28 protein-coding genes and 1 pseudogene are annotated in these 26,458 nt (G+C 59.6%); 8 read left to right on the top strand and 21 right to left on the bottom strand.

The genetic code is table 11. The features are described 5' to 3' along the window. Nucleotides 1–58: 58 nt before the first annotated feature. The 14 genes from ACZ9IM_RS13170 to ACZ9IM_RS13235 form a co-directional block, all read right to left on the bottom strand. The gene (locus tag ACZ9IM_RS13170) at nt 59–976 is read right to left on the bottom strand and encodes a dihydrodipicolinate synthase family protein (RefSeq protein WP_007903713.1); all 918 of its coding nucleotides are present in this window, start codon (nt 974–976) and stop codon (nt 59–61) included. Between the two features lie 361 nt (nt 977–1,337). Beyond that, nucleotides 1,338–2,366 carry a trans-3-hydroxy-L-proline dehydratase gene (locus ACZ9IM_RS13175; RefSeq protein ID WP_476224153.1) on the bottom strand — a complete coding sequence of 343 codons (1,029 nt, stop codon included), beginning with the start codon at nt 2,364–2,366 and terminating at the stop codon, nt 1,338–1,340. Between the two features lie 134 nt (nt 2,367–2,500). After that, nucleotides 2,501–3,223 (bottom strand): amino acid ABC transporter ATP-binding protein, encoded by a 723-nt coding sequence (locus ACZ9IM_RS13180; protein ID WP_007903722.1) that lies wholly within the window; start codon nt 3,221–3,223, stop codon nt 2,501–2,503. Then, nucleotides 3,216–3,866 carry an amino acid ABC transporter permease gene (locus tag ACZ9IM_RS13185; protein ID WP_007903724.1) on the bottom strand — a complete coding sequence of 217 codons (651 nt, stop codon included), beginning with the start codon at nt 3,864–3,866 and terminating at the stop codon, nt 3,216–3,218. The genes ACZ9IM_RS13180 and ACZ9IM_RS13185 overlap by 8 nt, the downstream gene beginning before the upstream one ends. A 10-nt stretch (nt 3,867–3,876) precedes the next feature. Then, nucleotides 3,877–4,542, bottom strand: a complete 666-nt coding sequence (locus ACZ9IM_RS13190) for an amino acid ABC transporter permease (RefSeq protein WP_476224154.1) — start codon at nt 4,540–4,542, stop codon at nt 3,877–3,879. Further along, nucleotides 4,535–6,313, bottom strand: coding sequence for a cis-3-hydroxy-L-proline dehydratase (gene lhpI / locus ACZ9IM_RS13195; RefSeq protein WP_476224155.1), 1,779 nt, complete (start codon nt 6,311–6,313; stop codon nt 4,535–4,537). The genes ACZ9IM_RS13190 and lhpI overlap by 8 nt, the downstream gene beginning before the upstream one ends. Nucleotides 6,314–6,323: 10 nt before the next feature. After that, the gene (locus tag ACZ9IM_RS13200; protein WP_007903735.1) at nt 6,324–7,142 is read right to left on the bottom strand and encodes an ABC transporter substrate-binding protein; all 819 of its coding nucleotides are present in this window, start codon (nt 7,140–7,142) and stop codon (nt 6,324–6,326) included. Nucleotides 7,143–7,511: 369 nt separating this feature from the next. Further along, nucleotides 7,512–7,871 (bottom strand): DUF6124 family protein, encoded by a 360-nt coding sequence (locus ACZ9IM_RS13205; RefSeq protein WP_476224156.1) that lies wholly within the window; start codon nt 7,869–7,871, stop codon nt 7,512–7,514. 479 nt (nt 7,872–8,350) lie between these two features. Further along, entirely contained in the window at nt 8,351–9,100 is a 750-nt protein-coding gene (locus tag ACZ9IM_RS13210) for an AraC family transcriptional regulator (RefSeq protein WP_476224157.1), read from the bottom strand. Nucleotides 9,101–9,171: 71 nt separating this feature from the next. Continuing rightward, on the bottom strand, nt 9,172–10,428 hold the full coding sequence (locus tag ACZ9IM_RS13215) for an FAD-dependent oxidoreductase (protein WP_476224158.1): 1,257 nt from the start codon (nt 10,426–10,428) through the stop codon (nt 9,172–9,174). Next, the gene (locus ACZ9IM_RS13220) at nt 10,425–10,661 is read right to left on the bottom strand and encodes a (2Fe-2S)-binding protein (RefSeq protein ID WP_476224159.1); all 237 of its coding nucleotides are present in this window, start codon (nt 10,659–10,661) and stop codon (nt 10,425–10,427) included. The genes ACZ9IM_RS13215 and ACZ9IM_RS13220 overlap by 4 nt, the downstream gene beginning before the upstream one ends. Next, nucleotides 10,654–11,769 carry an NAD(P)/FAD-dependent oxidoreductase gene (locus ACZ9IM_RS13225; protein WP_476224160.1) on the bottom strand — a complete coding sequence of 372 codons (1,116 nt, stop codon included), beginning with the start codon at nt 11,767–11,769 and terminating at the stop codon, nt 10,654–10,656. The genes ACZ9IM_RS13220 and ACZ9IM_RS13225 overlap by 8 nt, the downstream gene beginning before the upstream one ends. Further along, nucleotides 11,766–12,698, bottom strand: coding sequence for a 4-hydroxyproline epimerase (locus ACZ9IM_RS13230; protein WP_476224161.1), 933 nt, complete (start codon nt 12,696–12,698; stop codon nt 11,766–11,768). Before ACZ9IM_RS13230 ends, ACZ9IM_RS13225 begins: the two co-directional genes overlap by 4 nt. 113 nt (nt 12,699–12,811) lie before the next feature. After that, the gene (locus tag ACZ9IM_RS13235; protein ID WP_007900901.1) at nt 12,812–13,483 is read right to left on the bottom strand and encodes a GntR family transcriptional regulator; all 672 of its coding nucleotides are present in this window, start codon (nt 13,481–13,483) and stop codon (nt 12,812–12,814) included. Nucleotides 13,484–13,845: 362 nt separating this feature from the next. Here ACZ9IM_RS13235 and ACZ9IM_RS13240 point away from each other — a divergent pair, with 362 nt between their 5' ends. After that, complete coding sequence (locus tag ACZ9IM_RS13240; protein WP_476224162.1) at nt 13,846–15,522, top strand: MFS transporter; 1,677 nt, start codon at nt 13,846–13,848, stop codon at nt 15,520–15,522. A gap of 68 nt (nt 15,523–15,590) precedes the next feature. Here the strand turns inward: ACZ9IM_RS13240 and ACZ9IM_RS13245 are convergent, their stop codons facing one another. From ACZ9IM_RS13245 to ACZ9IM_RS13255, 3 genes and pseudogenes are all read right to left on the bottom strand, one after another. Then, nucleotides 15,591–16,118 carry a cytochrome b/b6 domain-containing protein gene (locus tag ACZ9IM_RS13245; RefSeq protein ID WP_476224163.1) on the bottom strand — a complete coding sequence of 176 codons (528 nt, stop codon included), beginning with the start codon at nt 16,116–16,118 and terminating at the stop codon, nt 15,591–15,593. Nucleotides 16,119–16,125: 7 nt separating this feature from the next. After that, entirely contained in the window at nt 16,126–16,389 is a 264-nt protein-coding gene (locus ACZ9IM_RS13250) for a PepSY domain-containing protein (RefSeq protein ID WP_007900892.1), read from the bottom strand. Nucleotides 16,390–16,714: 325 nt separating this feature from the next. Further along, nucleotides 16,715–16,996, bottom strand: a pseudogene (locus ACZ9IM_RS13255) (TonB-dependent receptor); the annotation flags it as partial. Nucleotides 16,997–17,091: 95 nt separating this feature from the next. Here ACZ9IM_RS13255 and ACZ9IM_RS13260 point away from each other — a divergent pair. The 5 genes from ACZ9IM_RS13260 (at nt 17,092) to ACZ9IM_RS13280 (ending at nt 21,782) form a co-directional block, all read left to right on the top strand. Continuing rightward, nucleotides 17,092–17,454 (top strand): metalloregulator ArsR/SmtB family transcription factor, encoded by a 363-nt coding sequence (locus tag ACZ9IM_RS13260; protein WP_427623729.1) that lies wholly within the window; start codon nt 17,092–17,094, stop codon nt 17,452–17,454. A 47-nt stretch (nt 17,455–17,501) separates the two neighbouring features. Further along, nucleotides 17,502–18,506, top strand: a complete 1,005-nt coding sequence (locus ACZ9IM_RS13265; RefSeq protein WP_476224164.1) for an ArsJ-associated glyceraldehyde-3-phosphate dehydrogenase — start codon at nt 17,502–17,504, stop codon at nt 18,504–18,506. Between the two features lie 9 nt (nt 18,507–18,515). Continuing rightward, nucleotides 18,516–19,745, top strand: coding sequence for an organoarsenical effux MFS transporter ArsJ (gene arsJ / locus ACZ9IM_RS13270; RefSeq protein ID WP_476224165.1), 1,230 nt, complete (start codon nt 18,516–18,518; stop codon nt 19,743–19,745). A gap of 330 nt (nt 19,746–20,075) precedes the next feature. Continuing rightward, nucleotides 20,076–20,675, top strand: coding sequence for a trypsin-like peptidase domain-containing protein (locus ACZ9IM_RS13275; protein ID WP_427623839.1), 600 nt, complete (start codon nt 20,076–20,078; stop codon nt 20,673–20,675). 204 nt (nt 20,676–20,879) lie between these two features. Beyond that, on the top strand, nt 20,880–21,782 hold the full coding sequence (locus tag ACZ9IM_RS13280) for a universal stress protein (protein WP_476224166.1): 903 nt from the start codon (nt 20,880–20,882) through the stop codon (nt 21,780–21,782). On the opposite strand, the gene ACZ9IM_RS13285 is transcribed toward ACZ9IM_RS13280, so the two are convergent. Then, nucleotides 21,776–22,192, bottom strand: coding sequence for a hypothetical protein (locus tag ACZ9IM_RS13285; protein ID WP_476224167.1), 417 nt, complete (start codon nt 22,190–22,192; stop codon nt 21,776–21,778). The genes ACZ9IM_RS13280 and ACZ9IM_RS13285 overlap by 7 nt on opposite strands. A 334-nt stretch (nt 22,193–22,526) precedes the next feature. On the opposite strand from ACZ9IM_RS13285, the gene ACZ9IM_RS13290 reads away from it, so the two are divergent. After that, the gene (locus tag ACZ9IM_RS13290) at nt 22,527–23,363 is read left to right on the top strand and encodes an undecaprenyl-diphosphate phosphatase (protein WP_123497711.1); all 837 of its coding nucleotides are present in this window, start codon (nt 22,527–22,529) and stop codon (nt 23,361–23,363) included. A gap of 140 nt (nt 23,364–23,503) precedes the next feature. Here ACZ9IM_RS13290 and rfaH read toward each other — a convergent pair whose 3' ends face one another. The 3 genes from rfaH to galU all read right to left on the bottom strand — a co-directional run bounded on the left by rfaH (nt 23,504) and on the right by galU (nt 25,348). Further along, nucleotides 23,504–24,010, bottom strand: coding sequence for a transcription/translation regulatory transformer protein RfaH (gene rfaH / locus ACZ9IM_RS13295; RefSeq protein ID WP_401173505.1), 507 nt, complete (start codon nt 24,008–24,010; stop codon nt 23,504–23,506). Then, nucleotides 24,007–24,438, bottom strand: coding sequence for a phosphomannomutase (locus tag ACZ9IM_RS13300; protein ID WP_476224168.1), 432 nt, complete (start codon nt 24,436–24,438; stop codon nt 24,007–24,009). The genes rfaH and ACZ9IM_RS13300 overlap by 4 nt, the downstream gene beginning before the upstream one ends. Nucleotides 24,439–24,514: 76 nt before the next feature. Further along, nucleotides 24,515–25,348, bottom strand: coding sequence for a UTP--glucose-1-phosphate uridylyltransferase GalU (galU, locus tag ACZ9IM_RS13305; RefSeq protein WP_218399230.1), 834 nt, complete (start codon nt 25,346–25,348; stop codon nt 24,515–24,517). Nucleotides 25,349–25,987: 639 nt separating this feature from the next. Here galU and ACZ9IM_RS13310 point away from each other — a divergent pair. After that, nucleotides 25,988–26,428 carry a low molecular weight protein-tyrosine-phosphatase gene (locus ACZ9IM_RS13310; protein ID WP_476224169.1) on the top strand — a complete coding sequence of 147 codons (441 nt, stop codon included), beginning with the start codon at nt 25,988–25,990 and terminating at the stop codon, nt 26,426–26,428. Nucleotides 26,429–26,458 lie beyond the last annotated feature (30 nt).

Here is a 26,458-nt window from a genome sequence, read left to right on the forward strand (position 1 = left end):
GTAGAGGCGCAAAAACAGGCAGCCGGGCCGGGTCCGCAAAGACCCGCCCGGCAATCACTCAGAGACCGACGTCTGGCAACTCCGGACGGTTAGCCAGGGCCTTGGCCATGATCTGCTCGACGAACACCCGATCGGCTTCCGGCAGTGCCAGGCGTGGCGGACGGGTCAGCGCGCTGCCGCGACCGGCGATGGCTTCACAGAGCTTGATGCACTGCACCAGGTCGGCACGGGCATCGAGGTGCAGGATCGGCATCAGCCATTCGTAGATCGGCATGGCTTCGGCGAAGCGACCGGCCTTGGCCAGGCGGAAGATGGTTTCGCCTTCTTTCGGGAACACGTTGGACATGCCCGAGACCCAGCCCTCGGCACCCACCGCGATGCTTTCCAGCACCACGTCGTCGAGACCTGCGAACAGCACGAAACGGTCGCCGACTTCATTGCGCACGTCGATGAAACGGCGGGTATCGCCGGACGAATCCTTGAAGCACACCACGTTGTCGCAGTCGGCCAGGGAAATCAGGATGTCCGGGGTGACGTCGTTTTTGTAGATCGGCGGGTTGTTGTAGACCATCAACGGTACGTCGGCGTTTTTCGCCACGTAACGGTAGTGCTCGGCGGTTTCGAACGGCTTGGAACCATAGACCAGCGCCGGCATCAGCATCACGCCGTCGACGCCGACCCGGCGCACAGCATTGGCGACCTTGGCCGCTTGCACGCTGGTGAACTCGGCCACACCGCAGATCACTGGCACGCGACCCCGGGAGGCGTCGACCGCGACTTCGGTCACGGCGATTTTTTCTTCGGCGGTCAATGAGGTGTTTTCCCCCACCGAACCGCACACCACCAGGCCTGAGACGCCGTCACGGATCACGTTGGAAATCACCTGATGGGTTTTTTCCAGGTTGATGGAGAAGTCATCGTTGAATTGAGTGGTCACCGCGGGGAAGACGCCACTCCAGTTGATACGTTTGCTCATTGTTGCCTCCGGTTCGTTTTTGTATTTCGTATACGATATTTCAAGTGACAATATTCGGCTAGTGCTTTTTTCAATCAATCAGGGTTTTTTGCTGGTGGGTGAAATCACTGTGGCTAGGGAGCTTGTGTGGTGAGGCAGCCCTTGTGGTAAGGGGGGCTTTTGTGGCGAGGGAGCTTGCTCCCGCTGGGTTGCGCAGCAGCCCCAATGCTGTAATCGCGGTTTGTCTGAAACAATCGGTACTCTGGTTTCACGACTGCTGCGCAGCCGAACGGGAGCAAGCTCCCTCGCCACAAAAAGCTGCCTGGCCACAAAAGCACCTTCTCCATACAAACATCCTCGCCACAAAAGCTCTGCTTCGGCCTCAGGCACCCGGCCAGGTGTCTGACAAGCGATAGCCCTGTGGCCACGGATCGCTTGGATCTAGCAGCAATTGGTGGGTGCCGGTGATCCAGGCCCGGCCGGAAATACACGGGTAGATCGCCGCTCGCCCGGCCACTTCGGTCAGGGAATCGATGCGGCAATGGAATTCGGAACCGATGATCGAGCGGCCAATAAAGCGCTCGCCCACTTGCATCAAGCCTTTGGCCTGCAGCACCGCCATGCGCGCCGAACAGCCGGTGCCGGTGGGCGAGCGGTCGATCTTGCCGGGTTGAATCACTACCGCGTTGGCACCAGTGGCGATGCCATTCTCAACGACGATGGGCGCGGCAATCTGGCAGAAGGAAATATGCGACCACTCAGGGTTCAGCGGATGGACGAAGCCCAGCTGTTCATTGGCCGCGCGAGTGATTTTCAGCCCGACCGCCACCAGGTCGGCAGCCTCATCAGGACGAATGGAAAAGCCCAGGCGTTCGGCGTCGGCGATGACAAAACTGTCGCCGCCGTACGCGGTGTCGACCTGCAACGAGCCGAGGCCTTCGACTTCGATCCAGGCGTCGAGGCGATCAGCGAAGGAGGGCACGTTCTTGATTTCTACCCGTTCGACCTTGCCATCACGGCAATCGGCCACGGCCTCGATCAGGCCGCCGGGCGCTTCGAGCACCAGTCGGGTTTGCGGTTCGGTCATCGGCAGGATGCCGCTGTCTAGCAGCACCGTGGCCACGCACAGCGAATTGGAACCGGACATCGGTGGCGTGTCCGCCGGTTCCATGATGATCCAGGCCATTTGCGCCCGAGGATCCTTGGCCGGCACCAACAGGTTGACGTGGCGGAACACGCCGCCGCGAGGTTCGTTGAGGACGAAGTTGCGCAAGGTTTGATCCTTGGCGATCCAGCGCGATTGTTCCCAAACGGTGGCCCCGGGCGGCGGGGCGACGCCGCCGACGATCACATCGCCGACTTCGCCTTCGGCGTGACAGCTGACTACGTGAATGACTTTCGATGAGCGCATGGTTTGCTCCTTGTTTTGTCTGTTAGGGCCTCATCGCGAGCAGGCTCGCTCCCACAGGGTTTTGTGGTGAACACAAAGTCGGTGATCGACGCAGCCCACTGTGGGAGCGAGCCTGCTCGCGATGAATTCACCGCTTACTTCACTGACTTTAGAAACGCCGCCGTTTCCGCATGCACCGGATTACCAATCACCTGATCCGGCGAACCAATCTCATGCACCAGCCCATTGCGAAAGAACGCCACGCGGTCGGAGACATCGCGGGCAAAGCGGATTTCGTGGGTCACCAGCACCATGGTCATGCCGTCTTCGGCGAGCATGCGCATGGTGTCCAGCACCTCACCGACCAATTGCGGATCGAGGGCCGAGGTGGCTTCGTCGAACAGCATGTAGTCCGGCGACATGGCCAGGGCGCGGGCAATCGCCATGCGTTGTTGCTGACCGCCGGACAACTTGCCCGGGAAGGTCTTGAGCTTGTCGCCAAGGCCCACGTGGGTCAGTTGCTGCACCGCCAGTTCCTCGGCCTCGCGCTTGCTTTTACCCAAGACTTTGCGCGGGGCCAGCATCACGTTTTCCAGCACTGTCAGGTGGGGGAAGGCATTCCATTGCTGGAACACGATGCCGATTTTCTGCCGCAGGCGATTGAGGTCGGTGGCGCTGTCATGGACCTCGACGCCGTCGACGCGAATGCTGCCTTTCTGGATCGGTTCCAGGCCGTTGATGCACATCAGCAGGGTCGATTTGCCGGAGCCCGAGCCGCCGATGATCGACACCACCTCGCCCTTGTTCACCGTCAGGCTGACACCCTTGACCACGGCGAGGTCGCCGAAGGATTTATGTACGTTGTCGATCTCAATCATTTTCTTGCCACCTTCTTTCCAGACGAGCGCCCAGGCGTGCGACCACCAGGCTCATGACGTAGTAAATAAGGCCCGCGATGCACAGCACCAGCAACGGTTCCTGGATGCGGGTGACGATGGTTTGCGAGGCGCGCAGCAGTTCGACGATGCCGATCCACATCACCAGCGCGGTGTCTTTCATCACGCCGAGCACCAGGTTCAGCCAGCCGGGAAAAGCCACCCGGGTGGCCATCGGCAGGACGATCCAGCGCAGGTCCTGCAGGAAGCTCAGGCCCAGCGAGCGACTGGCCCGGCGCAGGGTGAACGGCACCGACAGCACGCCAGCGCGCACGATCTCGGTGAAGTACGCGGCAGCGTAAACCCCCAGCACGATGCAGCCGACACTGAAGGCGCTGATGTTCAAACCGACGATGCTTTTGAGCGAGTTGAACAGCACGAACTGGATCAGCAGCGGCACGCTGCGAAACACATCCAGCACCCAGGCCAGGGGCAAACTGGCCCGCGGCAACAAGGCCCGCAGCAGGCCGAAGAGCAAGCCGGCCAGGGAGCCGAGCATGATCGACCAGAAGGTCAGTTGCAGCGTGACCCAGGCGCCATTGAGCAGGAACAACAGGTCATTGGAGGAAAAACCGGTGGCAAACATGGACAGCTCCTCAGTAACGGAACAACCGCCAGGCCATCAGCCGGGCTGCCGCGACGATCGCCTTGGCAATCAGGTAATACAGCACCGCTGCGATGGCAAAGAACTCGAAGGTGCGGAACGTTTTGACGTTGTAGTCCTGGGTCACGCCGGTCAGGTCATTGTTCAGCCCGACGATCACCCCCAGCGACGTCATCAGCACCGCCCAGACCATCTGATTAGTCAGTGGGTAGAAGACGATCCGCAGCAGCTGCGGGACGATGATCATGCGGTAGGCCTGAAAGGCGCTCATGCCCAGCGAACGTGCGGCGCGCACTTGTGTGTCCGGGACGGCCTTTAGGCCACCGCGAAAGTTCTCCGCCAGATACCCGGCATTGTTGAAGGTGATCCCGGCCAGCAGGGCGAGCCATGAACTGACGTGCAGGCCCAGCGAGCCGAGGCCGAAGTACAGGACGTAGATCTGGAACAGCGACGGGGTGTTGCGCGCGATCGATACCCAGCCGTTGCCGATGCCGCGCAGCAGCGGGTTTTTGCTTTCGCGTATCACGGTCAGGGCAAGGGCGATCAGTACGCCGAAGATCATCGACAGCGCCGCAGTCTCGAAGGTGACCAGGGCACCGGCAAGCATGTCCGGCAGGGCGCGCAGCGCTGAGCGCCATTGGAAGCTGTAGTCAAACATGCGCAGGGCTCTCCAGTAGGGCGGCAGGTTGTAACCACGCCGGCAAGCGCCCGCTGGCGGTGGCATTGCAGGCGGCATCGACGCATTCTTTGATGCTGGCGAAATGCACCTTGCGGCCCACCAGGCCGGGTGCGTAATGGGCGTACTTGCCGGAGTTGGTCATCAAGGTTTTTGCGGCCAGCGGGATCACCGGTTCGCCGAGCATGCACCAGCAGGTATCGGTGACCAGGGTGGCGCCGAAAGCTTCGATCACGGCGATATGCCCGGCTTCGCGCGCCTGCTCCAGCACGGCACGGCCGCAGGTAATGGCGAGGACCACGTCAGGGTGTTTGTGCCGACCGAGGCACAACCGCGCGAGGTGGGCGAACTCGCTGAGGGAGAAATGCGGATTGCCCAGCGAGACCACATCCACCCGGTTGTCGCGGGCACTGTTAAGTTCGTACCAGCTGACCAATAGATCGTTCAGTCGGATTTTTACCACGGGTAGAAACCCATCCACTTCCAGCACTTGCGCCGGGTCGATAGCCTCCGGGGTTATCCCGGCGATATGGAACAAGGGCGCGGCGGAGGTGGTGGCAAATGCCGCGCCGAAAGCTTTGAGGTCGTCCAGGCTTGGCTGGCGATTTTCCAACCCGCGCACCAGTGGAATCCGGCTGCCCGCCAGCGCGCCGATGTGGTAACCGAGCAGCGGATAGAAGGCGTCGTCCAGTTCACCCAAGGCAGGCAACTCGATCTGCAGTCGGGCCTTGCGTTGCGCGTCCAGATGGCAGCCGATCAACGGGGCGCGACCGGTCAGCGCGATGCAGATGTCCAGGTAGTCCGGGTACTTCAGGGTGCGTGCACCGAGCACGCTATTGGCGTAAACCACCGCGTTGGATTCGGCCCAGACGATCTGCTCGCCAGCCTTCGGCGCGCTGTCGAGCAGGTAGGGCGCGCAGGTGAAACTCAGCTGTGCACCCATCGCCATATAGGCATCGCCCAAGGCACTGGCCGGTTCACCGAGTGCCGGGTCGATGCCCAGCTCGCGCCAGCGGCGCTGGTCCACGGAAATCGAATTGAGGGTAGTGGGCACCCGCACTGTTGCTCCCCATTGCACCAACTGTTGGGCAAAACGCAGGCTCGCCGGTCCCGTATAAATGCAACCGTCGATGTGCGCTTGGGTGACATCCACCAGATGGCGGGCACCTTGCAGTTCGGCCATGCGCAGGACGATCTGCATCGCCACCTGCGCGGCCTTGCCATGCTGGCCGTCGAGCAGCGCCCGGTCGTGTTCGGTGAGTTCGATCGCGGTGACGATATCGGTGCTCGGCAAAGGGTTGTCGAGTGCCTGCCAGGCATTGCCCGGCGGGTGCTCGAACAGGCTCAGCATTGCGCCTTCGACCCGAGCGAAAGCCTTGCCGCGCAGAGCGGCGAAGGCCTTCCGGCCGATGCACAGCACCGGCAGGGAACGCTCGAAAATGGTCTGTGCCACGAGCACGCCCAGGGTCAGGATCTCATCGGGTTCGGCCAGCACCAATGCCGCCGGTGCGTGACCGTTGCTGATCAGTTCCATCAACACGCTACTGCCGGTGCACGAGCCGCGACCGCTGGGGATGGCCAGCACGCGGCCGGCCAGGTATTCGCCGCTGAGCGGGTGGTGACGGTCAATGATCTCGCCGCTGTACGGATCGACCCCGCCCCAGAAACTCAACCCGATATCGGCGAACAGCAGGGCGCCCTCGGCGGCGCCCGCGACCAGGCTGCGACCGGTCAGAGAAGTGGGCCTAGGCATGCCGGACACCTTAGTAGTAGACCTGTGGCACGGTCAGGTTGGTCGGCGAAATTTCAGTGCCAACCCATTTGACGAACAGCTCCTTGTAACGACCGGTGCGCACCTGTTGGTTGACGAACAGGTTGAGGTAATTGAGCAGGCCATACTCGTTGCGCTTGGCGCCGAGGGAAACGTAGTCGATCACGTACGGCGCATTACCGGCGACTTTCAGGTTTTTGTATTTGCCGGATTTGAGGGTGGCGGCGGCGACGGTGTTGGTGACCACGGTGGCGGCGATATGGCCTTGGGCGACGGCAAGCAACGTGTCGTTTTGCGACTGATAGGCGCGGAAGGTACCGGTGCCCCAGCTCTTCACGTCTTTCTCCAGGGCGATGGCCTCATAAGTGCCGCTGGTGTTGCCCACGGGTTTGCCCTTGAGGTCATCGAAGCTGTTGATGCCGGTGTCGTCGCGGGTCAGCACCACCATCTGGAAGGCAAAGTAGGGCACCGTGAGGCCGACGGTCTTGGCCCGTTCGAGGGTGTCGGAGGTAGAGGCGACGATCACGTCGGCCCGGCCGGAGACCAGCGCCGGAATGCGGTCCGGGAACGGCGTCTCGACCACTTCGGCGTCGACCCCGAGGATTTTCGCCAGGTCATGGCAGTAGTCCACGTCGAAACCGGCCGGGTTGTTGCCGGCATCGCGAAAACCCATGGGCGGGAAGTCCAGGGTCACGGCGCAGCGCAGCTTGCCCGAACCGATGATGTCGTCGAGCTTGTCGGCCTGTGCGGTGGCGATGAAGGAGGTACTGAGAACAGCGCTGAGGGCTACGGCAAATGCGGGGTTTTTCATAGAGGCCTCGTTGATGTGAAGTGCTGTTGGATATCGTATTGGGGATTTCGTATACGATATTAACAATAGCAATCAACGTGCCTATTTCCAGGCCGAGGCGCGAATTTAGTGTCAGACCTTGAAGTAGAGGTGTTGCGGTGGCGCAACTGGAGGGGAGTGATGCCGTGGAGGCTTGGGCCCGCAACGGCAGGTGTTACAGATGGGAGCAATGGTTGTGCGGGGCGCCCCTTTAAGGAACACCGGGCCCTGTTGATCGTTCCCACGCTCCGCGTGGGAATGCCTCAACGGACGCTCTGCGTTCGGCTCTGGAAGGGACGCGGAGCGTCCCGGGCTGCATTCCCACGCAGAGCGTGGGAACGATCATCCTCGCTAACCTCGCGGGTCGAGGTTATCCAGCACCCGGTTCACTGCCAGCTCACCGAGCATGACCACCGATTGAATCCCCAACATCATGTTGCGATGTGGCATGTCCATCAACCCGGCGAACTCGCTGAGCATCATGCTCGCTGACGCCAGGGACTCGCAGGCGTTGACCAGTAGCGTTTCGTTATCGACCTTTGCACCCACATGGTAAATGGTGCTGGGTTTGCGCCTGGTGTCTTTGGGGATGGGGGGCTTGAGGTAGTAATCGAGCGCGCGGTCGGCGGCTTCGTTGAGTTTTTTGGAATCGAGGGATTCGTAGGGGGATGTTGGATCTGTTTCAGGTGGGTTGGGTGTCGGTTTGAACATGGTGAAGCTCCTTGATGACTGGAGCTGCCGCCGTTCGCGGTCAAACGAACAAGGTGGCAGCTGTACGCGGGTTGACCGACCGGACATCAAGGACTCCGGCACACCCGAAGGTGTCCCACGCACAGCCACCGCGACACGATACTTCAGACAATGCCTGAATTAGGTCTTGGACGCTGGCGCGCCTTGATTGATTCGGACGGTCAAATCCGATCGCTGATTCGTCAGCGACCCGGAAACGATAGAGCCCGGCCTCAAGGCGCACAAGCCGGCGGATTCTGGCGTAGTCGTAGGCAACGGCGCAAGGATGTGTAGCCTGGGTGAGTGTCTGGAAGTGTCGTTTAAACATCGCCTGTTGATCGTTCCCACGCTCTGCGTGGGAATGCCTCAACGGACGCTCTGCGTTCGGCTTTAGAGAGTGGGACGCGGAGCGTCCCGGGCTGCATTCCCACGCGGAGCGTGGGAACGATCCTTACCTCCACCTAGCGTGGATTATCCCGATACTGACTCGGTGACAAGCTGGTCAACGCGCGGAACTGTCGGCTGAAGGCACTGTGGTCGGTGTAGCCGCAGCGCAGGGCGATTTCGGTGATTGGCAGGTCGGTGTGCAGTAACAGCCGCGAACCTTCTTCCAGACGCGCCTTGTGAATCATCTGCCGTGGGGTGAGCTGGAACACCCGTTTGCAGTGACGCTCCAGTTGCGCCACGGAATAGCCGGCGATGGCGGTCAGTTCGGCGAGGCTGATGGCGCGGGCGAAGTGGCTGCGGATGTGCGCATCCACGGCGGCGAGCTTTTGGAACGCGGGGTGGTTGGATTGGGGGGATTGCAGGTCGCGGGAGATCCCGGCCAGGCCAACGATCTGACCCTGTTCATCCTGCAAGGCGAGTTTGTGGGTCAGGCACCAGATCGGTTGATTGCCGTAATACAGGTGCAGCTCCAGTTGGTCGGCCAGTTCGCGGCCGCTGGACAGGACCCGTCGATCCTGTTCGGTGTACAGCGGGCCGAAGCGTTCCGGGAAGACCATTTCGGCGGTGCGCCCCAGCAGCTCTTCGCGATGTTTGAAACCGCAACGCCGGGCCAAAGTCTGGTTGACGAAGGCGTAGCGGGCTTCGCTGTCCTTGATGAAAAACACCACATCCGAGAGGGTATCGAGCAGCGGCGCGATCGGCTGCAGGCTGTTGAGCAGCGTTGGCAGGTCGCAGGGTTTGAAGGTGCTGAGCGAGGGATACATGGCGCTGGGGTCTGAGGGCGACCCCGGGATCATAGAGGCTCGGCAGCGTGGCCGAAACCCCCGAGGGGGAATCAGGTCGGTGGGGTGTCGTCCAGGCACATCAAGGTCTCGATTCGCGCCGGGCTGAAGGGTGGGCGGGGTGCCGAAGGTTGCCAGCCGAACAGGTGCTGCACCGCACCGCCGCACACCCGGCCCTGACAGGCGCCCATGCCGCAGCGACTGGCCAGCTTGGCTTCGCGCCAGTCAGTGTGCCCGGCCAATGCGGCGTAGGGCACGTCTTCGCAGCGGCAGACCAGGGTGTCGGGCTGGGCCAGGGACTTGAGTGGCGGGGCGAGGGCGAATGCCTGATTCAGCGCTCTGGCGAAACCCTGCCAGCGTGCCCGGCGCGGCCATAATTGGCGGGCCGCTTCAAGGTCTCCGACCGCCGCGTGACCAGCAATTGCACCTTCGACCAACGCCAGTTCACTGCCACCAAACCCGGTGCATTCACCTGCCGCATAATGATCGGCACGGCTGCTGGCCTGCCAGGCATCCACCGCCAACGCCTGACCCTCGATGGCATAACCCAGTGCCTGGCCCAATTGAATGTTCGGGATCAAACCGAAACCACAGGCCAGCCGATCACATGCCAGTTCGACGATTTTGCCTTGCTGTTGCAGGCGCACGCCTTCCAGTCGGTCAGTGCCGAGGGCGGCCAGCACATGAGTCGCGGTGCGGTAATGGCGGTCGAACAAGCTGAACGATTGCATCAGCTTGTTGGGCCAGCGGGGCAGTTGCGCGGCGAAACCGGCGACGGCGGTGCGCGAGGCTTGCTCGGCGATGCGTTGTACTTGGGCGCCATGTTTTTTCGCGGTGGCGGCACTCGCCAGTAATAGCGGGCCGCTGCCGGCGATCACCACACGCTCACCCTGCACCGGCACACCCGCCTTGATCAGCGCCTGCAAACCACCGGCCCCGGTCACGCCGGGCAATGTCCAGCCGGGGAAGGGCAGCAGCAATTCGCGGGCGCCGGTGCACAGAATCAGTTTGTCGTAGCTGATCAGCCAGCCGTTGTCCTCATCTTCGACCAACAGTTGTTTCGGACCGGGACTGGCGATCACTCGGGTGCCAGCGTGACGGCGGATGTTACTGCAGGACTGCAAACGCTCACGCAGGCGCAGGGCCTGATCGGGCACGTTGGCTTGAGGGCCGTCACGCCAGATTTGCCCGCCCGGCAGCGGGTTGTCGTCGAGCAGGACGATGCGTGCGCCGCTGGGTGCGGCGGCAAGGGCGGCGGCCATGCCAGCGGGGCCTGCACCGATGATCAGCAGATCGGCGTATTCGTTCATGAGCGTGTCTCCACCTGCATGCCGTCTCGGCACAAAGTCTGGCAGGCGAGGCGTCGCCGGCCGTCGATGGTCACCCGGCATTCCTGGCAGATACCCATGCCGCACAGCGGTGCGCGGCGCTGACCACTGACCGACGTGCGCGTGCAGCCGTCGCTGCCCAACGCCAAGGCAGCGGCGACGCTGGTGCCCTTGGCAACCTTCAAGGCGCGGCCATCCAGCAGCAATTCAGGCATAGACAGGTTCTCCGAGGAAACGCTGGGGCAGATAGGGCTGTGCGGCCAGAGGCGGGGTTTCGTTGAACAGTTGCGCCACCAGCAAGTCGGCGGTGCCGGGGGCCGTGGTGACCCCCAACCCTTCATGACCGACCGCCAGCCACAAGCCTTGGCGCTGCGGGTGTTGGCCAACCAGCGGCAGGCCGTCAGGGCTGGCGGCGCGAAAACCGGTCCAGGCGCGGATGCCGTTGAGTCGGGCCAGCCCCGGCATGTACTCGGCGGCGCGCTTGAGCATTTTCGCCAGCATCCAGCCTTCGACCTGCGGGTCGGTGGTGCCGAATTGCCGCGAGGCACCGATGAACAATTGCCCGGTGGGGCGCGGCTGAATATTGCAGGCGGTCGACGGTCCCGTGGCGTTGTGGGCGCTGGTGACGTAACCCAGTTCTACCAAGGTGTGGGTGACGGTGCGGGGGTAGCGATCGGTAATCAGCAGGTGACCTTTTTTCGGCTCGATGGGTAACTCCGGGCACAGTTCGTTGGCCTGAATACCGTTGGCCAACACCACCGCTTCGGCACTCAACCAGCGACCGTCATCGAGGCAGACGCGGTTGCCATCGACCGCGCTGACCCGCGCCCGGCGTTGACGGATGTTCGGCGTGTCGAGCATCCAGTTGGCTGTCGCCGGCGCATAAAGAATGCCGTCGCCATTGATCAACAAACCGCCTTCCAGACCTTCGCGCAGTTCCGGTTCACGCTGGCTCAAGGCACTGGCGCTGATCAATTCGCACGCCACGCCCTGGGCTTGCAGGTTCAGGTATTTGCCATGGGCGACCGCCATTTCCTCGGCGTTGGCCGCCAGCCACAGCGTGCCGTTGTTGCGGTAGGCGCAGCCGTCGGGCAAGTCCGGCGCCAGTTCGCGCCAGCGTTGCAGGGAATATTGACTCAGGGCCAGTTCGGCCGGGTTGTCGTCGAGCACCAGCAGGTGGCCCATGCCCGCCGCCGTCGCACCGTGCAGGCCGGCGTCCAGCACCAGCACTTGCAAACCACGACGGGCCAGCGCCTGGGCACAGGCGGCACCGATGATGCCGGCGCCGATCACGATCACGTCGGCCACAAGGCCCTCGTTCATGGACGAATGCCCCAGGCGAACGGGTCATCCTGTTCGATGATCAAACTGGCTTCGGCGCTGATAAAAGCGCGGCCGCGAATGGTCGGCACAACGCGCTCGCCCTGCCATTCGTAAGAGCCTTCGAACTCGCTGCCGATGACACTGGCCTGGCGCCAGATCTGTCCCGGTTGCAACTTGTCGTCCGCTGCCAGGCACGCCAGTTTGGCACTGGTGCCAGTGCCGCACGGTGAGCGGTCATAAGCCTTGCCGGGGCAGAGGACGAAGTTGCGGCTGTCGGCGTGATCGTCATCACTGAACAGCTCGACATGGTCGATCAGCCCGCCGTCTTCGCCACGTATACCCTGGGCCTCCAGTGCCTGCTGCACGGCGTAGGTGTAAGCGGTCAGCGCGTCGAGGTTATCGCCGGCCACCCGCAGGCCATGCTCGGCGATCAGGAAAAACCAGTTACCGCCCCAGGCGATATCGCCGACCACCTGACCGACATCTGGCACCTGCAACACCAGCGCCTTGCGGTAACGGTAGGCCGGCACATTGCGCACGCTCACCGAATGATCTTCGTGCAGGGTCGCCTGCACCGTACCCACTGGCGTCTCGATGCGATGCACGCCGGGGCTGATCTTGCCCAGATGCGCCAACGACGCCACCAGGCCGATGGTGCCGTGGCCGCACATGCCCAGGTAACCGCTATTGTTGAAGAAGATCACCCCGGCACAGGCGCTCGGGTCGACCGGCTCGCAGAGCAGGGCACCCACCAGCACGTCGCTGCCACGGGGTTCCAGCACACAAGCGGCGCGCCATTGATCGTGATGTTCGGCGAGCAGCTTGCGGCGTTCGGCCATGCTGCCGGTGCCCAGGTCAGGAAAGCCGGCGGTCACCAGACGGGTCGGTTCGCCGCCGGTGTGGGAGTCGATCACGGTGATGCGTTTCATGGGAGGGCCACGTCCGTTCAGATGAGTGAACGAAAGAGTGGCCTGTGCAGCGGGGTGTCGGCTTGATGGATTTATCCTGTGCCGATGACGAAATCAGCACAGCATTCTAGCGGTCAGTGCGCGTGAGGCAGGTGCTCGAACAGGGTCTTGCAGACCCCGGCAATGTGCTCGTCCAACAGCTTTACTGCCAGATCCACATCCCCGGCACGACAGGCTTTGATGATCTCACGGTGCTCGTGATCAGCCCGTTCCTTGCCGGCCGACAGGCTCATCTGCATGCGCAAGTAGCGCTCCAGCTTATCGTTGACCGAACGAATCAGGCTGACCAGAAACGGCCGTTGCGCCGGCTCGTAAAGGCAAGCGTGCAGCTCCCAATTGAGCTCGGCCCAGCGGCCCACGTCGTCCTCGCCGATGAATTCCTGACAGATGCGCTCGGCACGGGCGAAGGTTTCTTCGGTCATGTTGGGAATGGCCAGGCGCAGTATCTTGTCCTCCAGCAACATCCGCACTTCGAACATCTGCGCCAGCTCCGCATCGGAAACCCGCGTGACCATTGCCCCGCGATTACGCTGGAACATCACCAGCCCCTCGGCCTCCAGCCGCTTGAGGGCCTCGCGCACCGGAATCTTGCTGACGTTGAACTGGCGGGCGATGTCATCCTGGCGAATCGGCTCATCTTCGGCAAAATGCCCGGCGACGATCGCGTCCCGCAGATGACGGGTGATGATTTCCGAGGTCGAAGGTGTATTGCCAAGGTCGGGAGCGTTGAGTTTGGGTAGGTTCACGGCAGCGGTCGTTTGGAGTGAGATGGCGATAGGGTATACGAAATTCTTTCGCTGCGAAGTTCCAGGCGATGGCCGCCCCGAAGAATAGGCATCAGCGAGCGCCACCCAGACGCTTCGCGTGGGATTTCACGGGCCTGAATAGTCATTCGACAGCGCGTCGGCCCGGGTCTGGGCGGGATGGCCGAGTGGATATCTGCGCGAAGCCGATTATGCTTCAGGAAACCTTGCAGCGATGCGAGGCCGTCAGCCTGTTTGCATGCTTTGCGCAATCCGTAATCCGATGACATAGCCCTAGGGCCTGGGTGCGGTAAAAAGAGAGTGAGGTACTCCGGCCTACAACAAGAGCAAGACGGAGAAGACTCATGGCCGCAATCGACAACGCATCCACGGGCAGCGCGCCCCACCACGGGATCACCAGGGAGGAGCGCAAGGTCATTTTCGCCTCGTCCCTGGGCACCGTGTTCGAATGGTACGACTTCTACCTTTACGGCTCCCTCGCCGCGATCATCGCCAAGCACTTCTTCGCCGGCGTCAATGAGACAACGTCCTTCATTTTCGCGCTGCTCGCGTTCGCCGCCGGCTTCGCCGTACGCCCCTTCGGCGCCATCGTCTTCGGCCGACTGGGCGACATGATCGGGCGCAAGCACACGTTCCTCATCACCATTGTCATCATGGGTATCTCCACCGCCGTAGTGGGCTTCCTGCCCGGCTATGCGACCATCGGCGTGGCGGCACCGATCATCCTGATCACCTTGCGCCTGTTGCAAGGTCTGGCCCTGGGCGGTGAATACGGCGGTGCGGCGACCTATGTGGCCGAACATGCGCCCAAAGGCAAACGCGGTTACTTCACCTCGTGGATCCAGACCACCGCGACCCTCGGCCTGTTCCTTTCGCTGCTGGTGATCCTCGCCTGCCGAACCATTCTCGGCACCGAAGCCTTCGAGGCCTGGGGCTGGCGGATTCCGTTCCTGCTGTCGATCCTGCTGCTGATCGTCTCGGTGTACATCCGCTTGCAACTCAGCGAGTCACCGGTGTTCTTGAAGATGAAGGAAGAAGGCAAGTCCTCCAAGGCGCCGCTGACCGAATCCTTCGCCCGCTGGGAAAACCTCAAGATAGTGATCATGGCGTTGCTTGGCGGTACCGCCGGCCAGGCGGTGGTCTGGTACACCGGGCAGTTCTATGCGCTGTTCTTCCTGCTGCAGACGCTGAAGATCGACCCGCAGACCGCCAACTATCTGATTGCCGGCTCGCTGCTGATTGGCACGCCGTTCTTCATCGTATTCGGCAGCCTGTCCGATCGCATCGGCCGCAAGGGAATCATCATGGCCGGCTGCATTATCGCGGCGCTGACCTACTTCCCGATCTTCCACGCGTTGACCCAATACGGTAACCCCGACGTGTTCGCCGCGCAGGAGAAGAACCCGGTCACGGTGATCGCCGATCAGAGTAAGTGCTCGTTCCAGTTCGACCCGGTGGGCAAGGCCAAATTCACCAGCTCCTGCGACCTTGCCAAGACCGTACTGGCGAAGAGGGCCATACCCTACAAGAACGAGAAGGCTGAGCCAGGTGCAATCGCGCAGGTCCGCATCGGCGACAAGGTGATCCCGAGCTTCGAGGGCACCGGCATGCCGGCCGCCGACTTCAAGGCCCGCAACGATGCCTTCGTCGCTACCCTCGGCACCGGCCTCAAGGACGCCGGTTACCCCGAGAAGGCCGACCCGGCCAAGACCAACTATCCGATGGTGCTGCTGCTCCTGACCATCCTGGTGATCTACGTCACGATGGTCTACGGTCCGATCGCCGCCTGGCTGGTGGAACTCTTCCCGGCGCGCATTCGCTACACCTCGATGTCGCTGCCGTACCACATCGGCAATGGCTGGTTCGGCGGCTTTCTGCCCACGGTGGCGTTCGCCATGGTCGCGGCCACGGGGGATATCTACTACGGGCTGTGGTACCCGATCGTCATCGCCGTGATGACGGCCATTCTTGGCACGTTCTTCCTGCCGGAAACCAAGGATCGGGAAATACATCACACATAGGGTTGGCCCCCGCCCTCTCCCGTGGGGGAGAGGGCAAGAACCTTTGCGTGGGGGAGCGTGCTTGAGCGTTAGCGCTTACGACGATGGCCAGTGATCATCGACAGAGGCAGGTTTTCACGCAAACGCAGGCTTTCCACCAACGCTGCGACGATATGCACACAAACTAATGCGAGCAGTGCATTGGCCATAAACTCGTGAACATCACGTAGCCAGTCTTCGCCCCAGAAATAGTCCACTTCTTCCATCAAGAAACCGCTGATACCCAGACCGGTCATCAACAGCAGCATGAAGACCATCACCAGTGCACCGATGGGCGAGTGCCCCATGCGGTGATAGTCCTTGCCGGAAAACAGCGCCCGGCCATGCTGAACGACCCGCGTCGGCGTCGGCCAGAAGTCTGACCAACGCGCCGATGGCGGGCCGATGAACCCCCACACCACGCGCACCAGCACGACAGCTACGGCGTAATAGCCGAGCCAGCGATGCCAGCCGTCTCCTTCCTCATTGAGGAAGTAGTCGCTGATGAAGACAACCGCCAGGGACCAGTGGCAAATACGTACGAGCGGGTCCCAGAGGCGCAGGGTTTCAGCTTTCACAGGGGGCCTATTCGATTTCTTCTTTCACGACTTTGCCGGTGACCGGGTCAAAGTAGATCTCGACTTTGCGCTTGTCTTTGTCCCAGCCGTAGATCTCGTAGCAATTGCCGCTCGTGACTTTGAACTTCTTGATGTTGTAGCCCTTGGCCTTGAGATCTTCCTGAAACTTGGCCTGGTCCTGCCATTGGGCCTTGTCGGCTGTGGTGCATTGAGTTCCGGCGAAAGCCAAGGGGGAGGCGGCAAGAAGCGAGAGCAACAGAAGTTTACGCATGGGTTTTCCTCTAAATATTGTTGTCTGACAACGCGAGAGATTCTCAATCACTTTGTGCGCGCTGAAGGTTAGTCGAGCTTTTGATCGCTGTCACGATGTTCCTATTCACTGAAGAGCGTCTTGAGTCACCGACACCTGTGGCGAGGGAGCTTGCTCCCGCTTGAGTGCGTAGCACTCACAAAAATCGACGATTGTTGTCAGATCTTTGGGGCCGCTACGCAGCCCAACTCGAGCAAGCTCGCTCGCCACAAAGGTAAGCATGACTGAGGAACAGTGCTTGATTAGCATTGCCTGGAAGGCAGGGCATTTGCTTTCAGGTTTCCACTCAGAACCGGTAGTTGGTGCTCAGCTCCAGAGTCCGTGGTGCTCCGGGGGTGATCAGGTCCACCGAGCCATGGGCCGAGGCGTAATAGTCCTTGTCGAAGACGTTACGCAAGCGCAACGCCATGTCCCATTTCGGCAAGTTGTAGAGCAACGCCGCGTCGACGGTGGTGTAAGCGGGCATGACCACCTGGTTATCCAGGGCGGTGTAACGGTCATCGACATAGTTCGCCCCCATGCCTACGCGCCAGGTGTTGGTCAGTGAGCGCACCAGCCAGAGGTTGGCACGTTGACCCGTACATGCGGGAAAACATATATTCGGTAAAACGCATATGCCTGTATTCATTCGCACCGCGTGTACACCAAACGCTGAGAAACCCAATGGCTGACCAACTGACGCCGACCACTGTTTTCAAATGCCTGGCTGACGACAACCGGGTTCGCATGATGCTGCTCATCGCCCGAGAGGGTGAACTGTGCGTCTGCGAGCTGACCTGTGCGTTGAATGAGAGCCAGCCCAAAGTCTCCAGGCACCTGGCGCAGTTGCGCACAGGCGGATTGCTCTCGGACCGTCGGCAGGGCCAATGGGTTTATTACCGGCTGCACCCGAATCTCCCGGACTGGGTGCATCAGGTGCTGACCTTGGTGCTCGAAGCCAACAAGCACTGGTTGAGCCCGGATGCCAAACGCCTTGAAGACATGGGTGACCGTCCTGAACGGGCAGCGGCTTGCTGCCCGGCTTGATGATTCCCAAAGCGCCACCCCTGACAACAGAAACAGAGCACACCAACATGACTATCAAAGTGGGCATCAATGGTTTTGGCCGCATCGGTCGCCTCGCTCTGCGAGCAGCCTGGCGCTGGCCAGAGTTTGAATTCGTGCAGATCAACGATCCGGCAGGTGACGCGGCAACGCATGCGCACCTGCTGAACTTCGACTCGGTGCATGGCCGTTGGAATGACCAGGCCGACTCCGAGGGCGACAACATCGTCATCGACGGCAAACGCATCAAGGTAACGGCCAACAAGGCGATTGCCGACACCGATTGGTCGGGCTGCGATCTGGTGATTGAAGCCAGCGGCAAGATGAAGACCGTCGCGGTGCTTCAGGCTTACCTCGACCAAGGCGTGAAGCGTGTGGTGGTCAGCGCCCCGGTGAAGGAGCAGGGCGCGCTGAACATCGTCATGGGCGTCAACCATCAGCTGTTCAACCCGGCGGAACATCGCATTGTCACCGCCGCGTCGTGTACCACCAACTGCCTGGCGCCGGTGGTGAAGGTGATCCACGAGAAGCTGGGCATTCGCCACGGCTCGATCACCACCATCCACGACCTGACCAACACTCAAAGCATCCTCGACCAACCCCACAAGGATTTGCGCCGTGCCCGGGCGTCGGGCATGAGTTTGATCCCGACCAGCACCGGCTCCGCCACCGCGATTGCCGAAATCTTCCCGGAACTGCGCGGGCGTCTGAATGGCCACGCCGTGCGCGTACCGTTGGCCAACGCTTCGCTGACCGATTGTGTCTTTGAAGTCGAGCGCGTCACCACCGTCGAAGAAGTGAATCAGTTCCTCAAGGACGCGTCCGAGAACGAACTGAAAGACATTCTCGGTTTCGAGGAGCGTCCGCTGGTGTCCATCGACTACCGCACCGACCCGCGCTCATCGATCATCGATGCGCTGTCGACCATGGTCATCAATGGCACCCAGGTCAAACTCTATGCCTGGTATGACAATGAATGGGGTTACGCGAATCGCACCGTCGAACTGGCCAGAATGGTCGGCCTGGCCGTTTAAGGAGCGGTGATGAAAGCGTTGTCAGCCCTCGCTCCGCCAGTGCGGCAGTACCTGCTCGTGACGGGCAATTACTGGGCCTTCACCCTCACCGATGGTGCCTTGCGCATGTTGGTGGTGCTGCACTTTCACGCGTTGGGTTACAGCCCGCTGCAAATCGCGGCGTTGTTTCTGTTCTATGAACTCTTTGGCGTGATCACCAATTTGCTGGGCGGTTATCTCGGCGCTCGATTGGGCCTGAACCGGACCATGAACATCGGGCTGGGGATGCAGGTTGTGGCGTTGTTGATGCTGACGGTGCCAGTGGCCTGGCTGACGATTCCTTGGGTGATGGGCGCGCAGGCGCTGTCGGGGATCGCCAAAGACCTGAACAAGATGAGCGCCAAAAGCTCGGTCAAGCTGTTAGTGCCCGAGGGGCAGCAGGGCACGCTTTACCAATGGATAGCCATCCTCACCGGCTCGAAGAATGCACTCAAGGGTGTTGGTTTCTTTCTTGGCGGGGCATTGCTCGCCCTGATCGGGTTCAAAGGGGCATTGCTGGCCATGGCGGGTGTCTTGGCGCTGATCTGGGTCAGCAGTTTGGTCCTGTTGAAAAAGGATTTGGGCAAGGCCAAAGCCAAGCCCAGGTTTCGCGACATCCTGTCCAAAAGCCGGGCGATCAACATTCTGTCGGCGGCCCGGATGTTTCTGTTCGGTGCTCGCGATGTCTGGTTTGTCGTGGCTTTGCCGGTGTACTTGAGCAGCGTCTTTGGCTGGGACTTCTGGAAGGTCGGTGGATTCCTCGCGGCCTGGGTGATCGGCTACGGCATCGTGCAATCGTTCGCGCCGCGAATCACTGGCAAGAAACGGGGGCATGTTCCTGATGGTCGCGCTGCCTTTCTGTGGGCATTTGCTCTGGCAGGCCTGCCCGCGGCAATCGCTCTGGGCCTGAACACCGGGTTGTCGCAACAGGCGGTGCTGTTAGGCGGGTTGATGGTCTTTGGTGCGCTGTTCGCGGTGAATTCCTCTCTGCACAGCTACCTGATCGTGTCCTATGCCAAGGAAGACGGCGTGTCGCTGGATGTGGGTTTTTACTACATGTCCAATGCCATGGGGCGGCTGATCGGCACCGTGCTCTCTGGCTGGGTTTATCAGGCTTTCGGGCTGGGGGCGTGTTTATGGATATCCAGCGCATTTGTTATTTTCGCTGCGCTGATTTCTGTGGCGTTACCCCGGCATGCCAAGGCGATTCAACTGCCCTGAAAGCCGCTGTTTCATGGGCTTTACACCAAGTAAGAAAGTTTAATTTCTAGTGTGCTTATTATCTGGGTGCCATTTTTCAGGCGTCAAATAGTTGAAGTTTCTTATATGGATCGAAAAGTAATTAGTCTTAGCACAATTTATTCATACGCATTTATTAAAACTTAAGCCATAAATAACCAACCAGGCCGGGCTGCGAGGAAAACTACAAGAACCTGACAACCAAAAGTTTCGCCACAATAAAAATCCAATCCTCCTTATAAGTCGGTGATCATCATGATTAAATTCATGACCTACTTTTTAATAGGAGCTGTTCTTGCAGGATGCAACGGTATGGTAAAGCCCGACTTGTCGGGGCCTGCCAATGATTCATACTTTTCAGTCTTCTCGGGCTTTCCTTTGCCTTATCTGTACATGGCCTCGGCCGTGCAATGGAACGAAGACTATGCCGTCACCACTCGCCACACCCCCCTCATCCGCAACGTGAAATACAGCTGCAGCACCGGTTGCGACCTTGTCTTCATCCAGCACAAGGCCGACGGCCGCTACCCGTCATGGCGCACACCGCGTGTGGGTGAACACATCACCGCCGTGGGGGCGAGCCCCTACATGACCACCGTCAGCGGCCAAGGCAAGGTGTATTCGGCGCCTTTCATCAATAGCAATGAAGGCAGCGGCGAACGCTATGCCATTCATGATGCCCCGATAATAAAGGGGATGTCGGGTGGTCCCGTCATCGCCAATGACGGTAGTATTGTCGGTATCAATGTCGGTTTTTTCTCCACCTCTTTTAATGATGTGAGTTTTCACCCTGGGTTAAAGGGGGCTGAGAGAATCAGCGTCTTTATCCCTTACTCGATCATTCAGCGTGAATGGGAGTTGATGCAGGTGAAACTTAACGATCCGCACGGCGCGAAGTACGCGAAGAAGTAACGTTGAATTGTCGTCAATCAATTGACCGTCGGGATGGGGTTCATCGTAGTGGGTATGATGAACCCCATCATGGCTGGTTAGTTGAATCCAGGCGTATATTGATTGTGTCGATCCGGGTCATTGAGGCGATAGCAGATCGCTGGCGGTGCGACAGACGAAAGGCTGGGGGGCTAGCAGATATCCCAGAACGTTTGGAGGTGTGACATGAGCCAATATCAACGACTCTTTCTAATAGCCGGCCCCACCATGCGTCACACGCCGGCACTGCAGCGGGCCGTCGCCATTGCCGAGGCCACGGGCGCAGCGCTGCATATCACGGTGTTTATCGAAGATTTCAACATCTTGGGTTTGATCCACGCCAGTGCGCGGTTTCGTGAGGCTTGCCAGCAAGAGAACGAAAAATGGCTCAACGATGAAGCCGATCTGATCCGTGGGCGCGGGATCAACCTGAGTACTGAGGTGCTTTTCACACGCGACGCGTTGCAAGAGATCCTTCAGCACGTGACAACAACGCAGGCGGATCTGGTGATCAAGGACGTGCAGCATGAGTCGGCGCTCAAGCGCGTATTCATCACGCCTCTGGACTGGCATCTGCTGCGTGAATGTCCGGTGCCTGTGCATCTGGTCAGCGAAGTCAGTTGCCCACTTCCACGCGTGATTGTGGCGGCCGTCGATCCGTCGCATCCAGAGACTCAGATCACTGGAATCAACGACCTGATCATCCAGGCTGCGAACGAATTGGCAACGCAATGCCATGCAGAAATGCATCTGCTGTATGCCTACGATCTATCGCAGACACATATATCCGATGCGGGCGCGGGTGCAGTGACGATGCCCGGCTTCAACAGCGACGTGCGCAAGTCTTTGCACAAGTCATTCATCACGTTGGCCGATCACTACGGCGTGCCCACCGAACGGCAACACTTCGTTGCAGGGCCGCCAGGCAAAGCATTGGCCGACTTTGCAGCGCATCACCGGGCCGACGTGATCGTCATGGGCAATGCCCATCGCAAGGGGCTGGAAAAATGGGTGGGCAGTACCACGGAGCATGTTCTGTATCGGGTGCCCTGCAACATTCTCGCAGTCGCCGGGCAAGCGGATCAATGAATGGATCCGTTGTTAAGTGAGCTGGAAAGGGGGCCTCGGCGGCCGGCTCGGGATTTTTTCAGGGCGCGTGCCGAGATATCCCGGAAGGTGTCACTGTCGGTCGCCGCGAGCAGCTTTGCACCGTCCTTCATTGTGGCCATAAAGGTCACCTCGGTGTTTTTTCCGGCGAGCAGATAGCCGGCGATGGCGCCGACGGGACCGAGCAACATGGCACCCGCGAGGCCCAGGCCTATGGCGCTCTTTATATTTTTGTTGGAATCAGTGTTCTGAACGGTTAGATCTTTAAACTCCGAGACCGGGAAGCTGGTTCCAAGCCGGGGTTTGAGGGACGTTTTGAGGGTGATGGTTCCAAGGTGATATTCCCCGTCGCACTGCGGGAAGTCGCCGGCGAGTACTATGATCTTTGCCATATGGAGTTTTCTCTTGGGCGATCATTTTTGGGTAGAACATTGCGCGCGCCCAAAGCCGAAACGTCAACGATCCGACGATGAGTGGCATCCATAAATTCGCGATACCCAAGTGCCGATTTTGCAAAAGAATTTCATTCTCAGACGTTCTTGGGCCGAAGGGTATTTCAGGAGCGCGGACCCGGCGCTGCGACATGGACGTTTTATAACGTTTAGCTCAAGCAGGCAGAGAGTGCGCTTTAATCCTCCGCTGGTCCGACAGGCTTAATCGCGACCAGAATCAAATGTTCGGCATCATCAACAGACCTTTCAGCCGAGAGGGTTTAACGGGGGATTAATGGACTTCTGGACCACCACGCAGGTATCGATTCTAGGGTTGGTTGAAGGGCTCACAGAGTTTTTGCCCATCTCCAGTACGGGACACCAGATTATTGCCGCGGACTTGCTCGACTTCGGCGGTGAGCGAGCCATGGCGTTCAATATCATCATCCAGTTGGGGGCTATTCTGGCGGTCGTCTGGGAGTTTCGTCGCAAGATTCTGGAGATCACTACCGGTTTGCCAACCCAGCGTAATGCGCAACGTTTCACGCTGAATTTGTTGATCGGTTTCTTGCCGGCGGTTGTTCTGGGTGTGATGTTCGCCGACAAAATCCATGAGTATCTTTTCAACCCGATCACCGTTGCCGTGGCGCTGGTGATAGGTGGAATCATCATGTTGTGGGCGGAGCAACGTGAGCATGTGGTGGTTATCGATCACGTTGACGAGATGCGCTGGACCGATGCCTTGAAAGTCGGTTGCGCACAGTGCCTGGCGATGATCCCCGGCACTTCGCGCTCGGGTTCGACGATTATCGGCGGGTTGCTGTTTGGCCTGTCACGCAAGACGGCTACCGAGTTTTCATTCTTCCTGGCGATGCCGACGATGGTGGGGGCCGCGGTGTACTCGGGCTATAAGTACCGCGACCTGTTCCAGTCCGCAGACTTGCCGGTGTTTGCCTTGGGGTTTGTTGCCGCATTCCTCTTTGCGATGATTGCCGTGCGCGGTTTGCTCAAGTTCATCGCCAATCATAGTTATGCGGTGTTTGCCTGGTACCGGATTGCGTTCGGTTTGCTGATTCTGGCGACATGGTTTTTGGGTTGGATCGACTGGAATCATCTCTCGGAAGGGGCGTAGGTCTGTGGCGAGCGAGCTTGCTCGCGTTGGGCTGCGTAGCGGCCCCAAAAATCTGCCAACCGATTTTTGTGGGTGCTACGCACTCAAACGGGAGCAAGATCCTTCGCCACAGGTTCTTTTACTCAAGATGCTGAGTGGATCTAAATCTTGTTAACCCCTGCCAGTGGCAAGCTGATGTGCTGTTCACGCTGCAGGAAATTCATCATCAACAGCACCCGTTCCTCACCATCCATGGCCAGGAACACCGCCTCGAGATCGGAGAACGGGCCTTCAGTGATGCGCACCGTATCTCCGTGCCTCAACAACGTGGTGACGATCGCCTGACTGTCTCGCTCCTGAAGCTCGTCGATCAGTGCATCGCGGATCGGCAGTGGCTGACCGCCGAACCCGACGACTCGCGAAACACCGCGGGTCGAGCGCAGCGGGCCCCAACTGTCCTGAAGGCTCAGTTGAATAAACAGATAGCCCGGAAACAACGACTCGCTGATCACTCGACGCTGCCCGCGCAAAACGCGCTCACGCCGGTAGGTCGAACGAAAACAGGCGTAGCCCTGGCGCTGTAAATGCTCTTCGGCGCGCTCATCCTGTTTGGGCTTGCACTGAAGCAGGTACCAGGCTTTGGCGGTGTGCTCTGCAATCGCGTTCATTTAAATGCCTCCTCTGCGTCGATCTGCTTCAGCACTTCGGCGGTTTTGTGCTGCATGAGCGAGCTGTCGCCGCGGCTTTCCACGGTCAGGCACGTCGCGCCATCATCGTCCAGAAGACGCAAGCTGAGACGCCAGTCGGCAAAGACCAGGTTCAGCCCATCGCTCTCGTCGATGTCGAGGGCGTCGGCGGCGTAACGCTGCCTGATGCTCGCCATTAACGCCGGACCATCCTTGACCTGACGGCGGATTTCCCCGGAGGAGGGGAAGGCACCGATGCGTTCCACCAGCAGCACCGACGGTTTCTGCACGCGGGGGAAAATCAGCTCCGACGCATAGGCGCGCACGATGAGGTACGCGAGGTTGTTTTTAAGGTCAGCGCCATACGGGCGGCGACTGTCACCTGCCTTGAAACCGCTCAATGTCTTCATAGAGGCTTCGTCCATAGGGAAATAAAGACCATAAAATCAATTCGATAACGCACACGTTTGTCAGGGTTCAGCGCCGTCACAAGGTGTTCTGATGCAGGTGCTCGAAACAGAAGTTGGTGGCTTCGATGTAACCTTCAGCGCCGCCGCAATCGAAGCGTTGGCCCTTGAACTTGTAAGCCAGCACGCAGCCATTTTGGGCCTGCTTCATCAAGGCGTCGGTGATCTGGATTTCACCGCCCTTGCCAGGCTCGGTGTCAGCGATCAGATCGAAGATGTCGGGCGTCAGAATGTACCGGCCGATAATGGCCAGGTTGGATGGGGCGTCTTCCGGGCGGGGCTTTTCGACCATGCTGTTGACCCGGTAAATACCCTCGCGAATCAGCTCGCCGGCAATCACACCGTACTTTTGAGTCTGCTCACGCGGCACTTCCTGAATGGCCACGATCGAGCAGCGGAACTGCTGATAGAGCTTGATCATTTGCGCCAGTACGCCATCGCCCTCAAGGTTCAGGCACAGGTCGTCGGCCAACACCACGGCGAATGGCTCATCACCGATCAACGAACGACCGCTGAGAATCGCGTGACCCAGGCCCTTCATCTCTACCTGGCGGGTATAGGAAAAAGTGCAGGTATCGATCAGCTCTCGAGTGCCTTCCAGGTACCGCTCTTTATCGGTGCCACGAATCTGGTGTTCCAGCTCGAAGCTGACATCGAAATGATCCTCCAGCGCTCGTTTGCCCCGGCCGGTGACGATGGCCATATGTTGCAGGCCGGCGTCGCGCGCTTCCTCGACGGCATACTGGATCAGCGGCTTATTGACGATCGGCAGCATCTCCTTCGGCATGGCCTTGGTGGCGGGCAAAAAGCGGGTCCCATAGCCGGCAGCGGGGAATAGGCATTTACGAATCATGAAAGCGTCCTTGAAAGTAGACAGATGGAATGGCTAATGGCAGTAGGAAAGGTTCGACGGGTTGTCGGAACCGGTAACGCTGGAGAGTGCGGGCTCTAAATGGCTCGTTCACTCGAGAAAAATGTTGGCAACGCTGCAGGGGCAGCGAAAGGCCTGTACGCCATGTTTCGCGCAAGGCGGGGGCAGCGGTTGGCCGGCGAGCATGCCTGGTTGTTCCACGGCATGCTCCTGACGCAACCCGCTGTAAACAACGTTATTACCCAAGACATCTCTTACCCAACTTCTAACCGAATGTCCGACGTCCTGGCAATGCACTAACGGAACGGCTATATATTAGCCACTCGCTATTTCGGTGTAATTTAGATTGAACGGTCGCGGGAAAACGACAATTGTTAGAAATTGTCTGGATAAATTCCAGAACTGTTATTTTCAGCGCTCAAAGAGTGAGATGTTATTTTTTGTCTGAAGAAAAAGTTGGGGGCTGTTCAAACGTCATGGTAATAAATACGCACTGATGGTTTGAAAGTTTCAGCTGCAGTTACTGGGGTTATACATACCCGGATTCATTCGTAGTTTAAAGCTCTTATGTTCGGCAAGTGCTATGTCACCGCCAATGTTGACAAGACGGGGAATGTTATCTTGCTTAAAAGGGTTTTGATTGTCTGCGTCGGCAATATTTGCCGCAGTCCCACCGCGGAGCATCTGCTGCGCGGGGCTCTCGTTCATTCCGATATCAAGGTCAGTTCGGCTGGCCTCGCTGCCTTGGCGGGCAAACCCATCGAGTCGACGGCACACGCCGTACTCACGGAGCACGGTCATCTGCCCCATGAGCACCAGGCCGTTCAGCTCACGTCTCAAGCCGTCAGCGAGGCGGACTTGATTCTGGTGATGGAGCGGCGACATGTCAGCGGGGTACTCAACATTGCCCCTGAAGCGCGAGGCAAAGTGTTGCTATTGGGCAAATGGCAAGACGATCGCGAAATCAGCGACCCCTACCGTCAAGGCAAACCTGCATTTGTGCACGCTTATGCGTTGATCGAAGAAGCCGTACTCGCATGGGCACAGCGCCTGGCGCGCTGATGGCCACTCCTTTTTGAATCGTAATACAGG

Source organism: Pseudomonas sp. TE12508, from assembly GCF_056279485.1.

Excerpts from the sequence above, each read along its gene's own strand:
- ACZ9IM_RS13170 (WP_007903713.1), bottom strand. The coding sequence starts at position 976 with ATGAGCAAACGTATCAACTGGAGTGGCGTCTTCCCCGCGGTGACCACT.
- ACZ9IM_RS13175 (WP_476224153.1), bottom strand. The coding sequence starts at position 2,366 with ATGCGCTCATCGAAAGTCATTCACGTAGTCAGCTGTCACGCCGAAGGC.
- ACZ9IM_RS13180 (WP_007903722.1), bottom strand. The coding sequence starts at position 3,223 with ATGATTGAGATCGACAACGTACATAAATCCTTCGGCGACCTCGCCGTG.
- ACZ9IM_RS13185 (WP_007903724.1), bottom strand. The coding sequence starts at position 3,866 with ATGTTTGCCACCGGTTTTTCCTCCAATGACCTGTTGTTCCTGCTCAAT.
- ACZ9IM_RS13190 (WP_476224154.1), bottom strand. The coding sequence starts at position 4,542 with ATGTTTGACTACAGCTTCCAATGGCGCTCAGCGCTGCGCGCCCTGCCG.
- lhpI (WP_476224155.1), bottom strand. The coding sequence starts at position 6,313 with ATGCCTAGGCCCACTTCTCTGACCGGTCGCAGCCTGGTCGCGGGCGCC.
- ACZ9IM_RS13200 (WP_007903735.1), bottom strand. The coding sequence starts at position 7,142 with ATGAAAAACCCCGCATTTGCCGTAGCCCTCAGCGCTGTTCTCAGTACC.
- ACZ9IM_RS13205 (WP_476224156.1), bottom strand. The coding sequence starts at position 7,871 with ATGTTCAAACCGACACCCAACCCACCTGAAACAGATCCAACATCCCCC.
- ACZ9IM_RS13210 (WP_476224157.1), bottom strand. The coding sequence starts at position 9,100 with ATGTATCCCTCGCTCAGCACCTTCAAACCCTGCGACCTGCCAACGCTG.
- ACZ9IM_RS13215 (WP_476224158.1), bottom strand. The coding sequence starts at position 10,428 with ATGAACGAATACGCCGATCTGCTGATCATCGGTGCAGGCCCCGCTGGC.
- ACZ9IM_RS13220 (WP_476224159.1), bottom strand. The coding sequence starts at position 10,661 with ATGCCTGAATTGCTGCTGGATGGCCGCGCCTTGAAGGTTGCCAAGGGC.
- ACZ9IM_RS13225 (WP_476224160.1), bottom strand. The coding sequence starts at position 11,769 with ATGAACGAGGGCCTTGTGGCCGACGTGATCGTGATCGGCGCCGGCATC.
- ACZ9IM_RS13230 (WP_476224161.1), bottom strand. The coding sequence starts at position 12,698 with ATGAAACGCATCACCGTGATCGACTCCCACACCGGCGGCGAACCGACC.
- ACZ9IM_RS13240 (WP_476224162.1), top strand. The coding sequence starts at position 13,846 with ATGGCCGCAATCGACAACGCATCCACGGGCAGCGCGCCCCACCACGGG.
- ACZ9IM_RS13250 (WP_007900892.1), bottom strand. The coding sequence starts at position 16,389 with ATGCGTAAACTTCTGTTGCTCTCGCTTCTTGCCGCCTCCCCCTTGGCT.
- ACZ9IM_RS13260 (WP_427623729.1), top strand. The coding sequence starts at position 17,092 with ATGGCTGACCAACTGACGCCGACCACTGTTTTCAAATGCCTGGCTGAC.
- ACZ9IM_RS13265 (WP_476224164.1), top strand. The coding sequence starts at position 17,502 with ATGACTATCAAAGTGGGCATCAATGGTTTTGGCCGCATCGGTCGCCTC.
- arsJ (WP_476224165.1), top strand. The coding sequence starts at position 18,516 with ATGAAAGCGTTGTCAGCCCTCGCTCCGCCAGTGCGGCAGTACCTGCTC.
- ACZ9IM_RS13275 (WP_427623839.1), top strand. The coding sequence starts at position 20,076 with ATGGTAAAGCCCGACTTGTCGGGGCCTGCCAATGATTCATACTTTTCA.
- ACZ9IM_RS13280 (WP_476224166.1), top strand. The coding sequence starts at position 20,880 with ATGAGCCAATATCAACGACTCTTTCTAATAGCCGGCCCCACCATGCGT.
- ACZ9IM_RS13285 (WP_476224167.1), bottom strand. The coding sequence starts at position 22,192 with ATGGCAAAGATCATAGTACTCGCCGGCGACTTCCCGCAGTGCGACGGG.
- ACZ9IM_RS13290 (WP_123497711.1), top strand. The coding sequence starts at position 22,527 with ATGGACTTCTGGACCACCACGCAGGTATCGATTCTAGGGTTGGTTGAA.
- rfaH (WP_401173505.1), bottom strand. The coding sequence starts at position 24,010 with ATGAACGCGATTGCAGAGCACACCGCCAAAGCCTGGTACCTGCTTCAG.
- ACZ9IM_RS13300 (WP_476224168.1), bottom strand. The coding sequence starts at position 24,438 with ATGAAGACATTGAGCGGTTTCAAGGCAGGTGACAGTCGCCGCCCGTAT.
- galU (WP_218399230.1), bottom strand. The coding sequence starts at position 25,348 with ATGATTCGTAAATGCCTATTCCCCGCTGCCGGCTATGGGACCCGCTTT.